15 protein-coding genes and 1 pseudogene are annotated in these 17,415 nt (G+C 72.0%); 8 read left to right on the top strand and 8 right to left on the bottom strand.

Annotated features, from left to right (window positions below):
• Positions 1-130: 130 nt before the first annotated feature.
• From H149_RS0105680 to H149_RS0105700, 5 genes are all read right to left on the bottom strand, one after another.
• Positions 131-814, bottom strand: coding sequence for a Crp/Fnr family transcriptional regulator (locus H149_RS0105680; protein ID WP_020648776.1), 684 nt, complete (start codon positions 812-814; stop codon positions 131-133).
• Positions 804-1,793, bottom strand: a complete 990-nt coding sequence (locus H149_RS19890; RefSeq protein WP_020648777.1) for a Crp/Fnr family transcriptional regulator — start codon at positions 1,791-1,793, stop codon at positions 804-806. Before H149_RS19890 ends, H149_RS0105680 begins: the two co-directional genes overlap by 11 nt.
• Positions 1,794-1,937: 144 nt before the next feature.
• A complete protein-coding gene (gene adhP / locus H149_RS0105690) occupies positions 1,938-2,954 on the bottom strand; it encodes an alcohol dehydrogenase AdhP (RefSeq protein ID WP_026352890.1) in 1,017 nt (338 codons plus the stop codon).
• A gap of 88 nt (positions 2,955-3,042) precedes the next feature.
• On the bottom strand, positions 3,043-4,122 hold the full coding sequence (locus tag H149_RS0105695) for an ATP-dependent 6-phosphofructokinase (protein WP_020648779.1): 1,080 nt from the start codon (positions 4,120-4,122) through the stop codon (positions 3,043-3,045).
• Positions 4,119-5,120, bottom strand: coding sequence for a universal stress protein (locus H149_RS0105700; RefSeq protein WP_020648780.1), 1,002 nt, complete (start codon positions 5,118-5,120; stop codon positions 4,119-4,121). Before H149_RS0105700 ends, H149_RS0105695 begins: the two co-directional genes overlap by 4 nt.
• Before the next feature lie 157 nt (positions 5,121-5,277).
• On the opposite strand from H149_RS0105700, the pseudogene H149_RS24310 reads away from it, so the two are divergent.
• The 4 genes and pseudogenes from H149_RS24310 to H149_RS0105715 all read left to right on the top strand — a co-directional run.
• A pseudogene (locus H149_RS24310) lies at positions 5,278-6,633 on the top strand (MBL fold metallo-hydrolase RNA specificity domain-containing protein); the annotation flags it as partial.
• Complete coding sequence (locus H149_RS24315) at positions 6,631-8,172, top strand: thymidine phosphorylase family protein (RefSeq protein WP_026352891.1); 1,542 nt, start codon at positions 6,631-6,633, stop codon at positions 8,170-8,172. The pseudogene H149_RS24310 and the gene H149_RS24315, both read left to right, overlap by 3 nt.
• Positions 8,169-9,104, top strand: a complete 936-nt coding sequence (locus tag H149_RS0105710; protein WP_020648782.1) for a ribose-phosphate diphosphokinase — start codon at positions 8,169-8,171, stop codon at positions 9,102-9,104. The genes H149_RS24315 and H149_RS0105710 overlap by 4 nt, the downstream gene beginning before the upstream one ends.
• On the top strand, positions 9,101-10,108 hold the full coding sequence (locus H149_RS0105715; RefSeq protein WP_039748106.1) for a zinc-dependent alcohol dehydrogenase family protein: 1,008 nt from the start codon (positions 9,101-9,103) through the stop codon (positions 10,106-10,108). The genes H149_RS0105710 and H149_RS0105715 overlap by 4 nt, the downstream gene beginning before the upstream one ends.
• A gap of 37 nt (positions 10,109-10,145) precedes the next feature.
• On the opposite strand, the gene H149_RS22015 is transcribed toward H149_RS0105715, so the two are convergent.
• Together H149_RS22015 and H149_RS19895 are read right to left on the bottom strand one after the other, a co-directional pair.
• A complete protein-coding gene (locus H149_RS22015; RefSeq protein WP_169518314.1) occupies positions 10,146-11,024 on the bottom strand; it encodes a universal stress protein in 879 nt (292 codons plus the stop codon).
• A 17-nt stretch (positions 11,025-11,041) separates the two neighbouring features.
• Positions 11,042-11,386: an HPF/RaiA family ribosome-associated protein gene (locus tag H149_RS19895; protein ID WP_020648785.1), complete on the bottom strand. Its 345-nt coding sequence runs from the start codon at positions 11,384-11,386 to the stop codon at positions 11,042-11,044.
• Positions 11,387-11,695: 309 nt separating this feature from the next.
• Between H149_RS19895 and H149_RS19900 the strand changes: the two genes are divergently transcribed.
• From H149_RS19900 to H149_RS0105745, 4 genes are all read left to right on the top strand, one after another.
• Positions 11,696-12,664 (top strand): universal stress protein, encoded by a 969-nt coding sequence (locus H149_RS19900; protein ID WP_020648786.1) that lies wholly within the window; start codon positions 11,696-11,698, stop codon positions 12,662-12,664.
• Entirely contained in the window at positions 12,661-13,569 is a 909-nt protein-coding gene (locus H149_RS19905; protein ID WP_083930830.1) for a L,D-transpeptidase family protein, read from the top strand. Before H149_RS19900 ends, H149_RS19905 begins: the two co-directional genes overlap by 4 nt.
• Before the next feature lie 125 nt (positions 13,570-13,694).
• Complete coding sequence (locus H149_RS0105740) at positions 13,695-14,006, top strand: alanine-zipper protein (protein ID WP_083930831.1); 312 nt, start codon at positions 13,695-13,697, stop codon at positions 14,004-14,006.
• 276 nt (positions 14,007-14,282) lie between these two features.
• On the top strand, positions 14,283-16,823 hold the full coding sequence (locus H149_RS0105745) for a cation-translocating P-type ATPase (RefSeq protein ID WP_020648789.1): 2,541 nt from the start codon (positions 14,283-14,285) through the stop codon (positions 16,821-16,823).
• Here the strand turns inward: H149_RS0105745 and H149_RS19910 are convergent.
• Positions 16,803-17,318 (bottom strand): flavodoxin family protein, encoded by a 516-nt coding sequence (locus tag H149_RS19910; RefSeq protein WP_020648790.1) that lies wholly within the window; start codon positions 17,316-17,318, stop codon positions 16,803-16,805. The two genes, H149_RS0105745 and H149_RS19910, sit on opposite strands and share 21 nt — an antisense overlap.
• Positions 17,319-17,415 lie beyond the last annotated feature (97 nt).

A 17,415-nucleotide genomic window follows, 5' to 3' on the forward strand; every position in this document is an offset into this window, starting at 1 on the left:
CGCCCGCCGGGCGCTTCATCTCGGATTCCAGGCCATCATCGGCAGGCCGCAGGGCATGCGTCTGTTCGAATCCACACCGATGGCGGCCAGCGCGGCGCCGCGCGGCGTGCGTCCAGAACCTGAGCAGGCCCTAGAACACGACCGGCGCCAGCGGCGACGGCGAGAAGGCGTGGGCGTAGGCCGCGCACGACCAGGCATAGCAGTCGCAGGACGCGGCCTCGAGCCCGCGGCGGTCGACGATGTTGATGACGCCGCGGCTGTAGCGGATCAGGCCGCGCCGGCGCAGCCGCGCCGCCGCCAGCGAGATGCCGGTGCGCTGCACGCCGAGCATGTCGGCGAGCGTCTGGTGCTTGAGGCGGAATTCGTCGGACTGCACGCGGTCCTGCGTGGTCAGCAGCCAGCGCGCGAGCCGCTCCTCGACGCCGTGCCGGCAGGTGCAGGCGTTGACCTGGGCGATCTGTGCGATCAGCACGTAGAGGTAGCGGCCGAGCGCGACGCGCAGATGGCGACTGTGCGCCAGCTGGCGACGCAGCTCGCGCACCGGCACGCGAAAGCTGGCGCCGGACGTGCGCACCACGGCGCGCAGCGGCGACAGCGGCAGATCCTCGATCAGCGGACTGCCGAAAGCGCCTTCGCTGCCGACCAGCGCGACCTGCACGGCATCATGCTCGCCGGGCGCGAGCAGGCCGACGGCGACGCCGGTCGGGAAGTAGACGTGATCGACCGCGCTCTCGTATTCGCAGATCAGCGTGCCGGCACGCAGCGCGACCGTCTCGATCAGCGGCGCAAGGCGCCGCGCCTCGTCATCCGGCAAGCTCGCGAGCAGCAGGTTCCTCCGGAGGTCGGGCGACCAGCTGCGGATAGCCGGCGCGGCGGTCGAAGCTGGCGCGCCGCTCGGCGAAGGCAATGGGTACGTTGCGGACGCGGCGGTCGACCGGGGTTCGGCGTTCGCCGCGACGACGGTCTTTTGGGGCGCGTAGCGCATCGTTTCGGGCATCCGGTCGACGGTGCGCCGAAATTTCCGACAAACGCGTGCCGCCTTCCGTACGGTGCAACACCGAAGGCCGCCCGATCGCCTTGGCCGCGGCGTTGTAGAGGCGCTCGCATTCGGCGCTGACGATGCGGTAGCACTCGCAGGCGTCGCGTTCCAGGCGGTGGCGGTCGAGGATGCGGACCAGGCCGCGGCTGTACTGGATCACGCCCTCGTCGCGCAGCCGGCTGGCGGCCAGCGTGACGCTTTCGCGGCGCACGCCGAGCGTGTGCGCGAGACCTTCGTGGGTGACGTGCAGCTCGCCGGTCGGCAGGCGATCGACGCTCAGCAGCAGCCAGCGGCACAGCTGCTGGCTCAGCGCATGGTGGCGGTTGCAGGCGACGGTCTGCGCGGTCTGCACCATCAGCGCCCGCGCGCTCGCCAGGACGATGCGCTGCACGTCGGGCGAGCGGTCGAGCTCCTGGCCGAAGACTTCGATCGGCAGACGGTAGGCGGTGCCGTCGCACTGCACGACGGCGCGGCTGGTCGTGCGGTCGACGCCCATCATCAGCTCGGAGCCGATCATGCTGTCGTTGCCGACGATCGCGGTCTCGGTGGTTTCGCCGGACGCCATCACCTGCATCAGCGAGATCAGCGCGTCGACCGGGAAATAGACGTAGGAGATCGTCACGCCGGCCTCGTGCAGCACCTGCCCCGTTTTCAGCTTGACGCGAGTCAGCTGCGGCGCCAGTACCGGCACGCCGACGATATCCAGTACCTGCGCCAGAAGGCGGTTGCCGCTCGGGCCGATCGCGATAGCCATGTCATCTCCTGCTTACATGACAAATAGTAGTCATGGCCTTGCCAGTGCAATGTTGACGTGCATCAAAAATGCCGGCATCCATTTCCCCTCCGTTCGGGGGGTCTTTCCGGTACCGCGTGCCGTCCGACGGTTTCGCGCTACCGTTCAGCGCAGATCGAGCACGACGCGGCCGTTGACGCGGCCGGCCTTGAGCTCGCGGAACACATCGTTGATCTCCGACAGGCGCGCCGAACGGACCTGCGGCCGCACCTTGCCGGCGACGGCGAAGGCGATCGCCTCGTCGAGGTCCTGGCGCGTGCCGACGATCGAGCCGCGGATCGTCAGGCGCTTGAGGACGACGTCGAAGATCGGCGTCGCGAACTCACCCGGTGGCAGGCCCACGAGGCTCACCGTGCCGCGCCGCCGCGTCAGCTGCAGCGCCTGCGTGAACGCGTCCGGTGACACCGCGGTGACCAGCACGCCGTGCGCGCCTCCGCCGGTGATCTGCTGCACGCGCTCGGCGGCGTCGGCGGCGTCGGCGCGGAGCACCGCGTCGGCGCCGAGCGTGCGCGCCAGCACCAGCTTGTCGTCACCGACGTCGAGCGCGACGACGCGCAGGCCCATCGCCTTGGCGTACTGCAGCGCGACGTGGCCGAGCCCGCCGATGCCGGAGATCGCCAGCCACTGCCCCGGCCGCGCCTCGGTCTCGAGAATGCCCTTGTAGGTGGTGACGCCGGCGCACAGCACCGGCGCCATGGTCAGCGGATCGAACGAGGACGGCAGGCGCGCGACGTAGTCGGCGCGGCCGATCACGTACTCGGCGTAGGCGCCGTTGACGCTGTAGCCGCTGTCGTGCTGCTCGCCGCACAGCGTCTCCCAGCCGGTGCGGCAGTACTCGCAGTGGCCGCAGGCGTCGTGCAGCCAGGCCAGGCCGACCGGATCGCCGACGCGGAAACGATCGACGTCGGGCCCCAGCTCGGCGACCAGGCCGACGCCCTCATGGCCGGGAATGAACGGCAGCGCCGGCTTGACCGGCCAGTCGCCGTCGGCGGCATGCAGATCGGTGTGGCAGACGCCGCTGGTCAGGACCTTGATCAGCAGCTCGCCGGGCCCCGGCTGCGGCACCGGCACGTCCTCGATGCGCAAGGGCTGGCCGAAGCGGCGGACGACGGCAGCTCTCATGGTTCGGGTCACGGTACGCGGCTCCGGTGGTATGCGCCGCAGCTTCCCGCCCCGTCCGCCGTCCGGCATTGACGGCCATCAACGCAGCTCAGCGGCCAGGCACGCGCGTCGTCCCGAACGAGATGCCGAGGCCGGCGGCGACGTCGAGCAGCGGATCGTCGGCGCTCACCACCCGCGGACCGCAGGTCGCGATCGCCAGCGGCACGTCGCCGATGACGCCGCCGCTCTGCACGACGACGCGATCATGCCGGCGCTGCGCGAGCAGTTCGACGGCGTGCACGCCGAACGCCGAAGCGAGCAGCCGGTCCTCGACGCTCGGCTGGCCGCCGCGCTGCAGGTGGCCGAGCACGGTGCAGCGCGCCTGCACGCCGGACTGCGCCTCGATCTGCCGCGCCAGCCAGCCGCCGATGCTCTCGTACGGCGGGCGCTGCGCGGCGGCGGCGGCACGCGCGGCGCCTTCGGCGACGACCAGCAGCGCGTGGCGGCGGCCGCGCGCGAAGACCGCGTGCAGGTGGGCGACGATCGCTGCCAGCTCGAAGCCGAGTTCCGGCAGCACGATCAGGTCGGCGCCGCCGGCGATGCCGCCGTGCAGCGCGATGTGGCCGGCGTCGCGGCCCATGGTCTCGACGACGATGACGCGGTGATGACTGGCCGCGGTCGGCAGCAGGCGGTCGAGCGCATCGCTGACGACGCCGACCGCAGTCGCGAAGCCGACCGCGGTGTCGGTCCCCGGCACGTCGTTGTCGATGGTCTTGGGAATGCCGAGCATCGGCAGGCCGGCCTGCGCGCAGAGCCGCGACATGATGCGCATCGAGCCGTCGCCGCCGATCACGACCAGCGCGTCGATGCCGAGCTCGCGCACGCCGGCGGCGAACTCGGCGCTGCGATCGGCGAGGCTGCCGTCCGGCATCGGGAAGCGGAACGGATCGCCGCTGCTGACGGTGCCGAGCAGCGTGCCGCCGCTGCGAAACGCCGGCCCGTCGAGTACGGCCGGACACAGCTCGACGTAGCGGCGCGGCTGCTCGAGCAGGCCGACGCTGCCGTCGAGCACGCCGAGCACCTGCCAGCCGCGCAGCGTCGCCGCGTCGGTCACGGCGCGGATCACCGCATTGAGGCCGGCGCAGTCGCCGCCGCTGGTCAGCACGCCGATGCGGCGCGGCCCGTTCATGCCTCGGTTGCCGCCGGCGCGGCGGCGTAGCGACCCTGCAGCTCGGGCAGGTTGTAGTGGCGCTTGAGCTCGTCGGCGAAGCTGTCCGGCTTGACCAGCAGCACGTCGAAGCTGGCGCGCGACAGCACGCCCTCCGAGGCACTGCCGAGCAGCAGGCGGCTCAGCATCGAGTGGTACGAGGAGCCGAGCACCATCAGATCGATGTGCTCGACCTGCGCGAACTGGACCAGCGCGGTCGCCGCTTCGCCGCCGCCGTCGATCCAGTGGCGGCGGTCGGCGGGGATCGAATGCGCGTCGGCGAAGCGCGTGAAGTTGTCGTGCGAGCTGCTGCGCACGTCCTGATAGAGCTTGCGCAGATCGGCCGATACGCCGACCACGAACGAGGGCCGCCGGTACGGGAAGGTGTGCACGAGATGCAGGTCGGCGTCGGCGAACATCGCCAGCTTCATGGCGGTCTCGGCGATGCGCTCGTTGAGCGGATGCGGCGCGCCCTGGCGGTCGAGGCTGGCGTCGATCGCGATCGCCACGTGCCGCGGCAGCGGCGCGCTGTCCTGGCGCACGAACATCAGCGGTGCCGGACAGGTGCGCGCCAGGCGCCAGTCCAGCGTCGTCATCGGCATGCGCGCGGCGCCCTTGCGCGCCGGCATCAGATCGGCGATGACCAGATCCGGCTCGAGCTCCAGCGCGCGGGCCAGCAGCGCCTCGTGCGGCTCGGCGGTCCACAGCACCTCGCAGTCGACGCGCAGGCCCTGGCCGGCCAGCGCGGCGGCGCGCTCGTCGAGCCAGCGCTGACGCTGTTCCAGGTACTGCGTCTTGGCCAGGCGCTGCACCTCGCGGCCGGCCAGTTCGTGGCTCATGTCGATCATCGCGTCGAACGCGCACATCAGCAGGAACAGCCGCGCATCGGCGCGCTTGGCGAGCTGCGCGGCGCGATGCAGGCCGACCGTCTCACGCATGCCGGCGTCGGCGATGACCAGGATTCGCTTGATCTGCGACATGAGTTTTTCTCCTTCCAATGGCGAGGCGGCAGTAGGCCACGTGACCGCAACGTCGTCGTTGATGCGCATCAAGCGGCGGGTCGCCGCTGACCTGCATCAATACGACCAGCTCCGGTCTCGGGCATGCTAACCGTAAACAATCACAAGACGGGCTTTCATGCACCTGCAATTCCTCGGCGCCGCCGGCACGGTCACCGGCTCCAAGTACCTTCTGTCGCGCGAGCAGTCGCACATGCTGATCGACTGCGGCCTGTTCCAGGGCTACAAGGCGCTGCGCCTGCGCAACTGGTCGTCGCTGCCGACGCCGCCGTCCGATCTCGACGCCGTGCTGCTGACGCACGCGCACATCGACCATTCCGGCTGGCTGCCGCTGCTGGTGCGCGAGGGTTACCGCGGCCGCATCTTCTGCACGCCGGCCACCTACGAGCTGTGCCGCATCATGCTGCCGGACAGCGGCCGCCTGCAGGAAGAGGAAGCGGAATACGCCAACCGCCACCGCTTCTCGCGGCACAAGCCGGCGCTGCCGCTGTACACCGAGGCCGATGCGCTGGCGGCGCTCGAGCGTTTCGAGACGGTGCCGTTCGATCACGAGTTCGCGCCGGCCGCGGGCTTCAAGGCCCGCTTCCTGCTCGCCGGCCACATCCTCGGCGCGTCGATGATCCGCGTCAGCTCGCCGGACGGCTCGATCCTGTTCAGTGGCGACCTCGGCCGTCCGCACGACGTCATCATGCGGCCGCCGGTCGCGGTCGCCGACGCCGACTGGCTGGTCGTCGAATCGACCTACGGCAACCGCCAGCACGATCCGGACGACAACTTCGAGAAGCTCGCCGCGATCATCCGCCGCACCGCCGCGCGCAACGGCGTGGTGGTGATCCCCTCGTTCGCAGTCGGCCGCGCCCAGGAGCTGCTCTACGCGATCGGCGTGCTCAAGCAGCGCGGCGCGATCCCGGCCGAGCTGCCGGTCTACCTCAACAGCCCGATGGCGGCCGACGTCACCCAGCTGTACCTGCACCATCGCGACGAGCACCGTCTCGACGTGCAGTCCTGCGCGATGCTCGGCGGCGCCGCCAAGATCATCAACACCGTCGAGGACTCCAAGCGCCTCAACGAGCGCCACGGGCCGATGGTCATCATCGCCGGCAGCGGCATGGCGACCGGCGGTCGCGTCGTCCATCACCTCAAGGCTTTCGCCGGCGATCCGGTCAACACCATCCTGCTCGCCGGTTTCCAGGCGGCCGGCACGCGCGGCGCGTCGCTGCTCGAAGGCGCGAAGTCGATCCGCATCCACGGCGAGTACGTCGCGGTGCGCGCCGAGGTCGAATCGCTGACCAATCTGTCCGCGCACGCCGACGCCGGCGAGATCCTCGACTGGCTGTCGCACTTCGAGCGGCCGCCGCAGGAAACCTTCATCACCCACGGCGAGCCGCAGGCCGCCGATGCGATGCGCCAGCGCATCGAATCGCGCTATGGCTGGAAGGTCGCGGTCCCCGAGCACCTGCAGAGCGTCGAGCTGCGCCGCGCCGCGGCGACGCCGAAGCTCGACGACGGCCCGCATCGCGTGCGCCTGCATCGCATCGGCATCGACACCTACCAGGAGCCGGTCGTGTTCATGCGCGCCGACAGCGCGGTGTGCCGCTCCGAAGGCTTCGAGGCACAGTCGCGCGTCAAGCTGACGCTGGCGGCGCGCAGTCTGGTGGCGACGCTCTACACCGTCGACGATCCGCTGCTCGCCGACGCCCAGGCCGGATTGTCCGAAGCCGCGTGGATGGCGCTCGGCGCGCGCGAAGGCGACGAGGTCGAGATTTCGCATCCGGAGCCGATCGAATCGTTCGCGTTCGTGCGCGGCAAGGTCTACGGCCAGCCGTTCACCGACACGGCGATCGAGGCGGTGATCCGCGACATCGCCGCCGGCCGCTACTCGGGACTCGAACTCGCCGCCTTCGTCACCGCCTGCGGCGGCGGCAGCCTGGCGCGCGACGAAACGGTGGCGCTGACGCGGGCGATGCTCGATGCCGGCCAGCGCCTCGAATGGACGCAATCGCCGGTGCTCGACAAGCACTGCGTCGGCGGCCTGCCCGGCAACCGCACGACGCCGATCGTCGTCGCCATCGTCGCCGCCTGCGGCCTGACGATTCCGAAAACCTCCTCGCGCGCGATCACCTCGCCGGCCGGCACTGCCGATACCATGGAAATGCTCGCGCCGGTCGAGCTCGACGTCGCCGCGATGCGCCGCGTCGTCGAACGCGAAGGCGGTTGCGTGGTCTGGGGCGGCGCGATGTCGCTGAGCCCGGCCGACGACATCCTGATCCGCGTCGAGCGCCCTCTCGACTTCGACAGCCCCGGCCAGCTGGTCGCCTCGATCCTGTCGAAGAAGCTCGCCGCCGGTTCGACGCAGCTGCTGGTCGAGATGCCGGTCGGGCCGACCGCGAAGGTGCGCAGCGCCGACAACGCCCACATCATCGCCGCCCTGCTGGAAGATGTCGGCCGTACCCTCGACCTGTCGGTGCGCGTGCTGCAGAGCGACGGCCTGCAGCCGGTCGGCCACGGCGTCGGCCCGGCGCTCGAAGCCTTCGACGTGCTGGCCGTGCTCGACAATGCGCCGCAGGCGCCGGCCGACCTGCGCGAACGCTCGCTGCGTCTGGCCGGCGAACTGCTGGAGATGGGCGGCCGCGCCGCCGCCGGGCAAGGCCTCGCGCTGGCCCGCGAAACGCTCGCCAGCGGCGCGGCGCAGCGCAAGTTCATGGCGATCTGCGCGGCCCAGGGCGGTTTGCGCGAACCGCCGGTCGCGGCCTACCGCCAGGTCTTCGTCGCGCCGCGCGCCGGCATCATCAGCGCGATCGACAACCGGCGCCTGTCGCGCATCGCCAAGCTCGCCGGCGCACCGCGCGCGCCGGCTGCCGGCCTGCAGCTGCACCATCACCTCGGCGACCGCGTCGCGCGCGGCGAGCCGCTGTTCACGCTGCACGCCGAGTCGCCGGGCGAATTGGTCTACGCCGGCAGCTATGCCAATCTGCATCCCGACGTGATCCGCCTCGAGGAGCCCGCCGCATGAGATCCGCGCCGCTGGTCTGCGCGCTGCCCGGCAATGCCGCGCTCGCCTACGCCGTCGCCACGCATTGCGGCGGCGATCTCGCCGAGCTTGCCGTGCACCGCTTCCCGGACGGCGAGACCGGCATGCGCGCGCTGGACAGCCCGGCGCACCGCGACGTGATCGTGGTCTGCAGCCTCAACGATCCGGACGCGAAGATGGCGGCGCTGCATTTCGCCGCGGCGACGCTGCGCGAACACGGCGCGCGGCGCCTGGTCCTGGTCGCCCCGTATCTGGCCTACATGCGCCAGGATCGCGCCTTCGCGCCCGGCGTCGGCACGCTGGCGCGGCACTACGCGCACTGGCTGTCCGGCCTGTTCGACGCGCTGCTGACGGTCGATCCGCACCTGCATCGGATTCACCGCCTCAACGAGATCTTCGACGTGCCGGCGCAGGTCGTGCCGGCGGCACCGGAGGTCGCCGCCTGGATCGCCGCGCATTGCCCCGAGCCGCCGCTGCTGGTCGGCCCGGACGGCGAAAGCGCGCAGTGGGTCGCCGACGTCGCCGCGCGCCTCGGCTGCCCGTCGATCGCCTTCACCAAGGAGCGCCACGGCGACGCCGACGTACTCGTGCATCCGGCCGGGCTGGAGCGCCATCGCGGCCGGCGCGCGGTCGTGGTCGACGACATCGTCTCGACCGCGGCGACGATGATCGGCACCGTCGAGCGGCTGCGCGAGCAGGGCTTCGCCGCGCCGCTGTGCGTCGCCGTGCATCCGCTGTTCGCCGGCGACGCCTACGCGCGCCTGCAGGCGGCCGGCGCCGGCGCCATCGTCAGCTGCAACACCATCGTCCATCCCTCGAACGGCATCGACCTGCACGCGCGCCTGGCGAGTGCAGTCGACGCACAACTGCGCGCGCTCGAAGAACCGGAAGGCGCGCTCGGAGCCACCGCATGAACGCTGTTCCGGCGACGCGCACGGCCATGGTCCTGGAGCGCGGCGGCGGAGCGCTGGTCGCGCGTGAACTGCCGTGCCCCGAGCCCGGCCCCGGCGAGGTGCTGATCGAGGTCGCGGCCTGCGGCGTCTGCCGCACCGATCTGCATCTCGTCGACGGCGAGCTGGCGGACATCCGCTACCCGGTGATTCCCGGCCACCAGATCGTCGGCCGCGTGCTGGCGCGCGGCGACGGCGTCGCCGAGCCGGCGGTCGGCACGCGCGTCGGCGTCGCCTGGCTGGCGTCGACCTGCGGCCACTGCGCCTACTGCCGGCGCGGCAACGAGAACCTCTGCGACGAGGCGCGCTTCACCGGCTACCACGTCGACGGCGGCTACGCGACGCATTGCCTGGCGCGCGCCGACTTCGTCTATCCGCTGCCCGAAGGCTACGAAGACCTGTCGGTGGCGCCGCTGCTGTGCGGCGGCCTGATCGGCTACCGCGCGCTGCGCGCCTGCGGCGACGCCTACCGGCTCGGGCTCTACGGCTTCGGCTCGGCGGCGCACATGATCGCCCAGGTCGCGGTGCGCGAGAACCGTCAGGTCTATGCCTTCACGCGGCCGCGCGACGAGCACACGCAGCACTTCGCGCGCTCGCTCGGCTGCACCTGGGCCGGCGCCGCCGACGAGCTGCCGCCGCAGCCGCTCGACGCGGCGATCATCTTCGCCGCCGACGGCCGCCTCGTGCCGCAGGCCCTGCTCGCCGTCGCCAAGGGCGGCGTCGTGGTCTGCGCCGGCATCCACATGAGCGAGATTCCGGCTTTCGACTACGAGCGCCTGTGGGGCGAGCGCGCGATCCGCAGCATCGCCAATCTGACTCGCGCCGACGGCCACGAATTCCTCGCGCTGGCGCCGAAGGTGCCGGTGCGCACGCATACCCGCATCTATCCGCTGGCCGCCGCCAACGAAGCACTCGCCGACCTGCGCGCCGGCCGTCTCGAAGGCAGCGCGGTGCTGACGATGCGTTGAGCGCCATAACGCAGCGGCGCGCGCCGCCGGCATGGCCTCAGTGGGCGTCGCCCAGCGGCACCAGCAGCAGGCCGTGCGCGTGGCGTGCGGCGGCGGCGAGCAGCGCGGCGCGCTGCGGCGAGCGGTCCGGCACGCCGATGGCGAGCGCGCTGCCCGGCAGCGACTGGCACAGCGCGGCGAGCGCCGTTTCCGGATCGCCGTCGCGGTGATGGCAATGGCGGACCGGAATGCCGCCCTCGCGAGCGTAGGCGGCCAGCGTCTCGCGCTCCGGCGGTGACAGCGCGCCGCGCGCGGCGCCGGCTTCGGCCGGCGCGTGGCCGAGCAGCGCGACATGCAGTTCCGCGCCGCTGGCGGCCGCGAACGGACGCGCGGCGCCGATCAGGCTCGCCGCATCGCGCGCGGTCCGTACCGCATCGGGATCCGGGTTGTAGCCGAACACGACGATCAGGCGGCGCGGCGGACGCTCGGCAGCGTCGTCGGCGACGTAGAGCGGCACCCCGCTGTGCGTCGCCAGCGCCGCGTCGCCGTGCTCGCCGAACAGGACGCTGGCGGCGATGCCGCCGCTCTGCTTGACGAGCAGATCGGCGTGGCGCGCCTGCGCGGCCTCGACCCAGCGGCCGAGCCGCGGCGGTGCCCAGACGACTTCGGCGGAGACCTCGCCGCCGTGCCGGCGCGCGCGCTCCGCCTCGGTCTCCAGCGCCGCCAGCGCCTGCCGCTGCCAGCCGGCGCGCGCCGCCTCGCCGGCGCGCCGGAACAGGCGCCGGGTGACATCAATCAGCCACGAGCGGTCGAGCGCCAGCAGACGCAGCGGACAGCCGCTCGCGGCGGCCAGCTGCGTCGCCTGGTGCAGCGCCGGCGCCTGCATCAGGTCCGGCCCGCCGAGGTACATGATGTGCCGGTACGGCAGGGCGCTCATCGCCGGCGCGTCCATGCTCAGCGCGCGTCCGCGGTGTGGCGCTTGACGTCGCCGCGGCGGATCTGCGCATCGCTGTCGAGCTGGCGCAGGGCAATGTCGAAAGCCTCGCGGATCGTCACGTAGGCGTCTTCCTGCGTGCCCTCGTGATGAGTGTCGACGACACCGCCCGGATGGGTGACGTGAATACCGACCGTCACCGGCTTGCCGGTGCGCTGGCGATGCTGCGGGATATCGACGACGACGTTGCCGCGCAGCGCGTCGGCGTGGCGCTTCTCGATGCGCGCGAACTGCTTGCGGATCAGATCCTCCAGTGCCGGCGTGGCGTCGAGGTGGCGGAATTCGATGGTCAGCGGAATGCTCATGGCAGCTCTCGGATACGGTGGGTGGATCGTGCCGGCGCGTGGCTCGAAGCGCACCGGCCGTCGCCGGCACATCCGGCTGGCGACGCGCGGCGGATTCGCAGATACGGGCTGCATCCGGACGTCTCGTCCGGGGCTCCGGCGCGGCGCCGTACCGCGGCGCCGTCAGTGCAGACTCGGGCCCGGCCCCGGGCCACGCATTGATGTGGGTCAAGCGTGCTGCCGGCGCACGCAGCGCTTGATCCCCGTCAAGGCGACCGGCAGCGCCGGTCGTCATGCTGATTCCACTGAATCCGCTGCCCGGAGTCCCGCATGAAAGCCTACGAACGCATCCTGCTGATCGCCCGCCCCGACCTCCAGCGCTCGGCCGCGATGCGGCAGGCCGCGTGGCTGGCGCGCGAGACCGGCGCCGCCCTGCACATCGCCGTGTTCGATCACAGCGCCACGCTCGATCTCGTCGCGCGCCTGCGCGCCGAGGACCTGCGCGGCCTGCGCGACACCTTCCTGCGCCAGCGCCGCGACTGGCTCACGCAGCAGGCCGAAGAGCTGGAACGCACCGGCATCAAGGTCACGACCGAAGCGGTCTGGAGCCGCCACGCCGCCGACGAGATCCTCGCCCATGTCCTCGAAACCAAGGCCGACCTCGTCATCAAGGACGCCGATTCGCACAAGGGCCTGCGCCGGCTGCTGATGACCTCGCTCGACTGGCAGCTGCTGCGCGAATGCCCGGCACCGCTGATGCTGGTGCACGGCGATCATCTGACGCCGCGCCGCATCGTGGTCGCCGCCGATGTCATGAGCGGCAGCGGCGATGCGCTCAACGAGAAGGTCGTGCGCCAGGCCGAAATGGTCGCCGAAGCGGCGCAGGCGGAGCTGCACCTCGCCTACGCGTTCCAGGCGATCGCGCCGATCGAGGCGGTCGCGCCGATGGCGGTGCCGGCACTGACCGGCGAGCTCTACGACAGTCTGCGCCAGATCCACGAGGAGGCGTTCGAGACCTTCGCCGACGCCGAGGGCGTGCCCGACGCGCAGCGCCACTTCCTCGCCGGACCGGCGGCGCCGGCGCTGGTCGGCTTCGCCGAGAAGATCGGTGCCGACCTGCTGGTGATGGGCACCACGCACCGCACGCGCCTCGAGCGCATCGTCATCGGCAGCACCGCCGCGGCGCTGCTCGATCACCTGCCGTGCAGCGTGCTGGTCATCAAGCCCGACGGCCTCGCCGAAGCGCTGAGCGCACAGATCACCGCGCGCCTCAATTCGCCGGCGCGCAGCGCGGCATGAGACGGGTGTGGCTGCTGCTGGCGGCGCTGCTCGCCGGCACACCGGCGGCGCAAGCCGATGATCTGATCGGCGTGCGCCACTATGCCTTCGTCGGCGACGAGGACACGCTGCTCGACATCGCGCGCCGCTACGACGTCGGCTACGTCGAGATGCGGCTCGCCAATCCGGACGTCGATCCGTGGCTGCCCGGCGAGGGCCGCGCCGTGCTGGTGCCGGCCGATCACGTCCTGCCGCCGGGCACGCGGCGCGGCATCGTCATCAACCTCGCCGAGCTGCGTCTGTACTACTTCCCGCGCGACGGCCTGCCGGTCAGCTTTCCGATCGGCATCGGCCGCGAGGGCTACGAGACCCCGACCGGGCGCACCACGGTGGCGCGCAAGCGCGAGCATCCGCAGTGGGTGCCGACCGCGTCCGAGCGCGCCGAGAATCCGGAACTGCCGACGCTGGTGCCGGCCGGCCCCGACAATCCGATGGGCGACTACGCGCTCTACCTCGGCTGGAGCGGCTATGCCATCCACGGCACCAACAAGCCGTTCAGCATCGGCCGGCGCGGCAGCCACGGCTGCATCCGCATGTATCCGGAAGACGTCGCGCGCCTGTATCCGCTGATCGCGCGCGGCACGCCGGTGACGGTCATCGACCAGCCGTACAAGCTCGGCTGGCACGATGGCGAGCTGTACGTCGAGGTGCATCCGCCGCAGCACGCCGCCGACGTCGTCGAGGAAGGCGACATGCCGACCGCCGATGCCGATCTCGATCTCGTCGCGCCGGTGCTCGAGGCCGCCGGCAAGGACGTCGTGCGCGTCGACTGGCAGCGCGTCGAGAAGGCGCGCACCGAGCAGAACGGCATGCCGCTGGCGATCACGCGGCGCAGCGCCGAGCCGGCGGTCGCGCAGACGCCCTGAGCCGCAGCGCGCCGCGGACGCGCTTGATCATCGTCAATGCGGTCGCTGCGCTGCACGCCGATGATGCCGCGGTCGACGCTGTCCGGCGTCGTTGAGGTATCCCTTTCACCGACGGAGTCTTCGACATGAAACACCTGCCCCTCATCTCCATGGTCCTGCTCAGCGCCTCGATGGCCGCCTGCACCACGCTCAGCAAGGCCGATCGCGATCTGCTCGACCAGACCGCGCAGAAGGCCGACAACGCGCAGCGCATGGCCGCCGAGGCGCAGGCCACCGCCGGCCGCGCGCTGACCATGGCGCAGAGCGCGCAGTCCGACGCCGCCGCCGCCAAGGCCGACGCCGAGGCCGCGAAGAAGGCCGCGACCGAGGCCGACGCCGCCGCGCAGGCCGCCGCCGAAAAGGCCGGCCGCATGTTCCAGAAGTCGCTGCGCAAGTAAGCCGCGCCGCCGCGTTCGCATCGGCGCCGCCCGTACCGACACCGTCGTGTCGGTGCGCGGCGGCCCGACGCGAAGCGGCGTTCTGATTTTCATCGTCGCCGCAGCGTCCGGGCGCCGGCGCAGCGCGCGATGCCGGTCCAGCACGCCGCCGGCGCAGCGCGCGGTCGCACGCCAGCGGCCGCCCGGCGATCCGGTGCTGGCCATCACCGGGCCGGCCCGCGACAATCCGCCGCGACAATCGGTTCGCACCCGGCCCCGGCGGCCACTGGACACACCATGACGGAAGGCAACGGCCTTCGCCATCGCGGCTTGACGGCGGCGGAAGCCGCGCGGCGTCTGCAGGCCGATGGCCCCAACGAGCTGCCGCGGGCACGACGCCAGGGGCCGCTGCAGATCGCCCTCGAGGTCCTGCGCGAGCCGATGTTCCGTCTGCTGCTCGCCGCCGGCGCGATCTACCTGCTGCTCGGCGACCTCGGCGAAGCGCTGCTGCTGCTGGCTTTCGCCGGCGTCTCGGTCGGCATCAGCATCTGGCAGAGCATTCGCAGCGAGCACGCCCTCGAGGCGCTGCGCGAGCTCGGCAGCCCGCGCGCGCAGGTGATCCGCGACGGCGAGCTGCGCCGCATTCCCGGCCGCGAGGTGGTGAACGGCGACGTCGTCGTGCTCAGCGAAGGCGACCGCGTGCCGGCCGACCTGCGTCTGCTGTACGCCCGCGAGCTGCAGACCGACGAATCGCTGCTGACCGGCGAATCGCTGCCGGCCGGCAAGCGCGCCGGCGAAGACGCCATCCCGAACGAAAACTCGATCACGGCGCCGGGCTGCGCCTATTCCGGCACGCTGGTCGTGCGCGGCGACGGCGTCGGCGAAGTGTTCGCGACCGGCGTCGCCACCGAGATCGGCAAGATCGGCCACATGCTGCAGTCGGTTGGCAGCGAAGTCTCGCCGCTGCAGCGGCAGACGCGCGGCCTCGTGCGTTTCCTCGCGACCGCGGGCCTGGTGGTCAGCGCCCTCGTCGTGCTGATCCACGGCCTCTGGCGCGACGGCTGGCTCGAAGGCCTGCTTGCCGGCATCGCGCTGGCGATGGCGATGCTGCCGGAGGAATTCCCGCTGGTCCTGACCGTGTTCCTGACGCTCGGCGCCTGGCGCCTGGCGCGGCAGAACGTGCTGACGCGGCGTCAGGCCGCGGTCGAGGCGCTCGGCGCCGCGACCGTGCTGTGCACCGACAAGACCGGCACGCTGACGCGCAACCGCATGAGCGTCACCGAGCTGGCGACCGCGGACGCGAGCACGACGCTCGACGGCAGCGCGCTGCCGCCGGCGCTGGCGCGCCTGCTGTCGGTCGCCGTGCTCGCCAGCAAGCCGGAAGCGGTCGATCCGATGGATCGCGCGCTGCGCGAGACGCTCGCCGCCCAGCCTGACATCGCGCCGCCGCCGGCCGAGGAGCGCATCGTCCAGGAATACGGGCTGAGCCCGGAACTGCCGGCTTACGCACTGCTGTGGCGCGCCGACGACGGCACGCTGCGGCTCGCCGCCAAGGGCGCGCCGGAAACGATCGCCGCGCTGTGCGGGCTCGACGAGGCCGGGCGCGCGGCGATGCGCACCGGCATCGAGGCGATGGCCGCGCGCGGCATCCGCGTGCTCGCCGCCGCCGAATGCGAATGGCCGCAAGCACAGCCGCCGCCGGCCACGCTGCGCGAGGCGCCGCTGCAGTACCGCGGCCTGCTCGGCTTCTCCGATCCGCTGCGCGCCGGCGTTGCCGAGGCGATCACCGAATGCCGCGCCGCCGGCGTGCGCGTGCTGATGATCACCGGCGACCATCCGCTGACCGCGCGCGCGATCGCCGCGCAGGCCGGCCTCGACACGCGCGGCGGCGTGCTGAGCGGTACCGAGATCGACACGCTCGACGCCGATGCCCTCGCCCGGCGCCTCGAGCAGACCGACATCTGCGCGCGCATCTCGCCGGCGCAGAAGCTGCGCATCGTCGAAGCGCTGAAGGCCGACGGTGAAGTGGTGGCGATGACCGGCGACGGCGTCAACGACGCCCCGTCGCTGCGCGCCGCGCACATCGGCGTGGCGATGGGCGGACGCGGCAGCGACGTCGCGCGCGAGGCTGCGGCGCTGGTCCTGCTCGACGACGATTTCGGCACGCTGGTGTCGGCGGTCCGCCAGGGCCGGCGCATCTACGACAACCTGCGCAAGGCGATGGCCTACATCCTCGCCGTGCATGTGCCGATCGCCGGCCTGTCGCTGCTGCCGCTGTTGTTCGGCTGGCCGCTGATCCTGACGCCGATCCACATCGTCTTTCTCGAACTGCTGATCGACCCGGTCTGCTCGATCGTGTTCGAGGCCGAGCCCGAAGAACCCAACCTGATGCGGCGGCCGCCCCGCGATCCGCGCGAGCCGCTGATCTCGCGCCACGTGCTCGCCTGGGCGCTGCTGCAGGGCCTGTTCGCGTTCGGCGCCGTCGCCGCGCTGTATCTCTACGGCCTGCACATCGGCCTGTCGGACGGCGCGCGCCACGCCCTCGCCTTCACCGGCCTGATCATGACCAACATCGCCCTGATCTTCGCCAACCGCAGCTTCTCCGCCTCCGCGATCGGCACGCTCGGCCGCCACAACCGCGCGCTGTGGCGCGTGCTGGGTGCGGCATCGGCGATCCTGCTGCTGACGCTGTTCGTGCCGCCGCTGCGCCGGCTGTTCGGCTTCGAGCTGCCGGCCCTGCCGCTGCTGCTGCTGGCGCCGGCGGCGAGCCTGGCGATGCTCGCGCTGCTCGACCTCGCCAAGCGTGCGGTCGCGCCGCTACGCCGCGCGCTCGCGTGACGGCGCGGTGAGAGTCTGCGCCGCGGCGGCCTGCTGAAGCGCGCTGACGAACGCATCGATCGCGGCCGCGGCGCCGCGCTCGAATTCCGCCTCGGTCACTGCCAGCACGGCGTCCGGCTCACGTTCGCAGAGGCTCGCCATGTCGGCCAGCGCCTGCCCGCCGCCATGCGCGCAGCTGCAGAAGAAGGCGACGCGCCGCAGCTCGTCGGCGTGCCGCGTCAGATAGCTGCGCACCGGGCCGGCCACGTGGTCGGCCCAGACCGGACCGCCAACGATGACCCGCGCATAGGTCTGCGGCGGCTCGGTCGCGGCGGTGATCGGCGGTTCGCGACCAAACAGCACGTCGTAGAGGCAGCGCGCCAAGCCCAACAGGCCGCGGCGCGGGTTCAGCTCGTGAATTTCGTCGAGATCGGCGTCGAGCCGCACCGCCAGCAGCTGCGCGAGGCGGCGCGTGTGGCCGCTGCGCGAGTAGAACACCACGAGATTGTCCTTCATGACGGCTCCGGGATGGCAGGCGCCACCGCGGCTGCGGCGAACGGCATGGCCAGCCTGCCGCGGCGACGGCCGGCCGGCCTTGACGGCCGTCAATCGC

The sequence above is a fragment of the Solimonas variicoloris DSM 15731 genome (assembly GCF_000382285.1).
In the GTDB taxonomy this organism is placed as follows: Bacteria; Pseudomonadota; Gammaproteobacteria; order Nevskiales; family Nevskiaceae; genus Solimonas; species Solimonas variicoloris.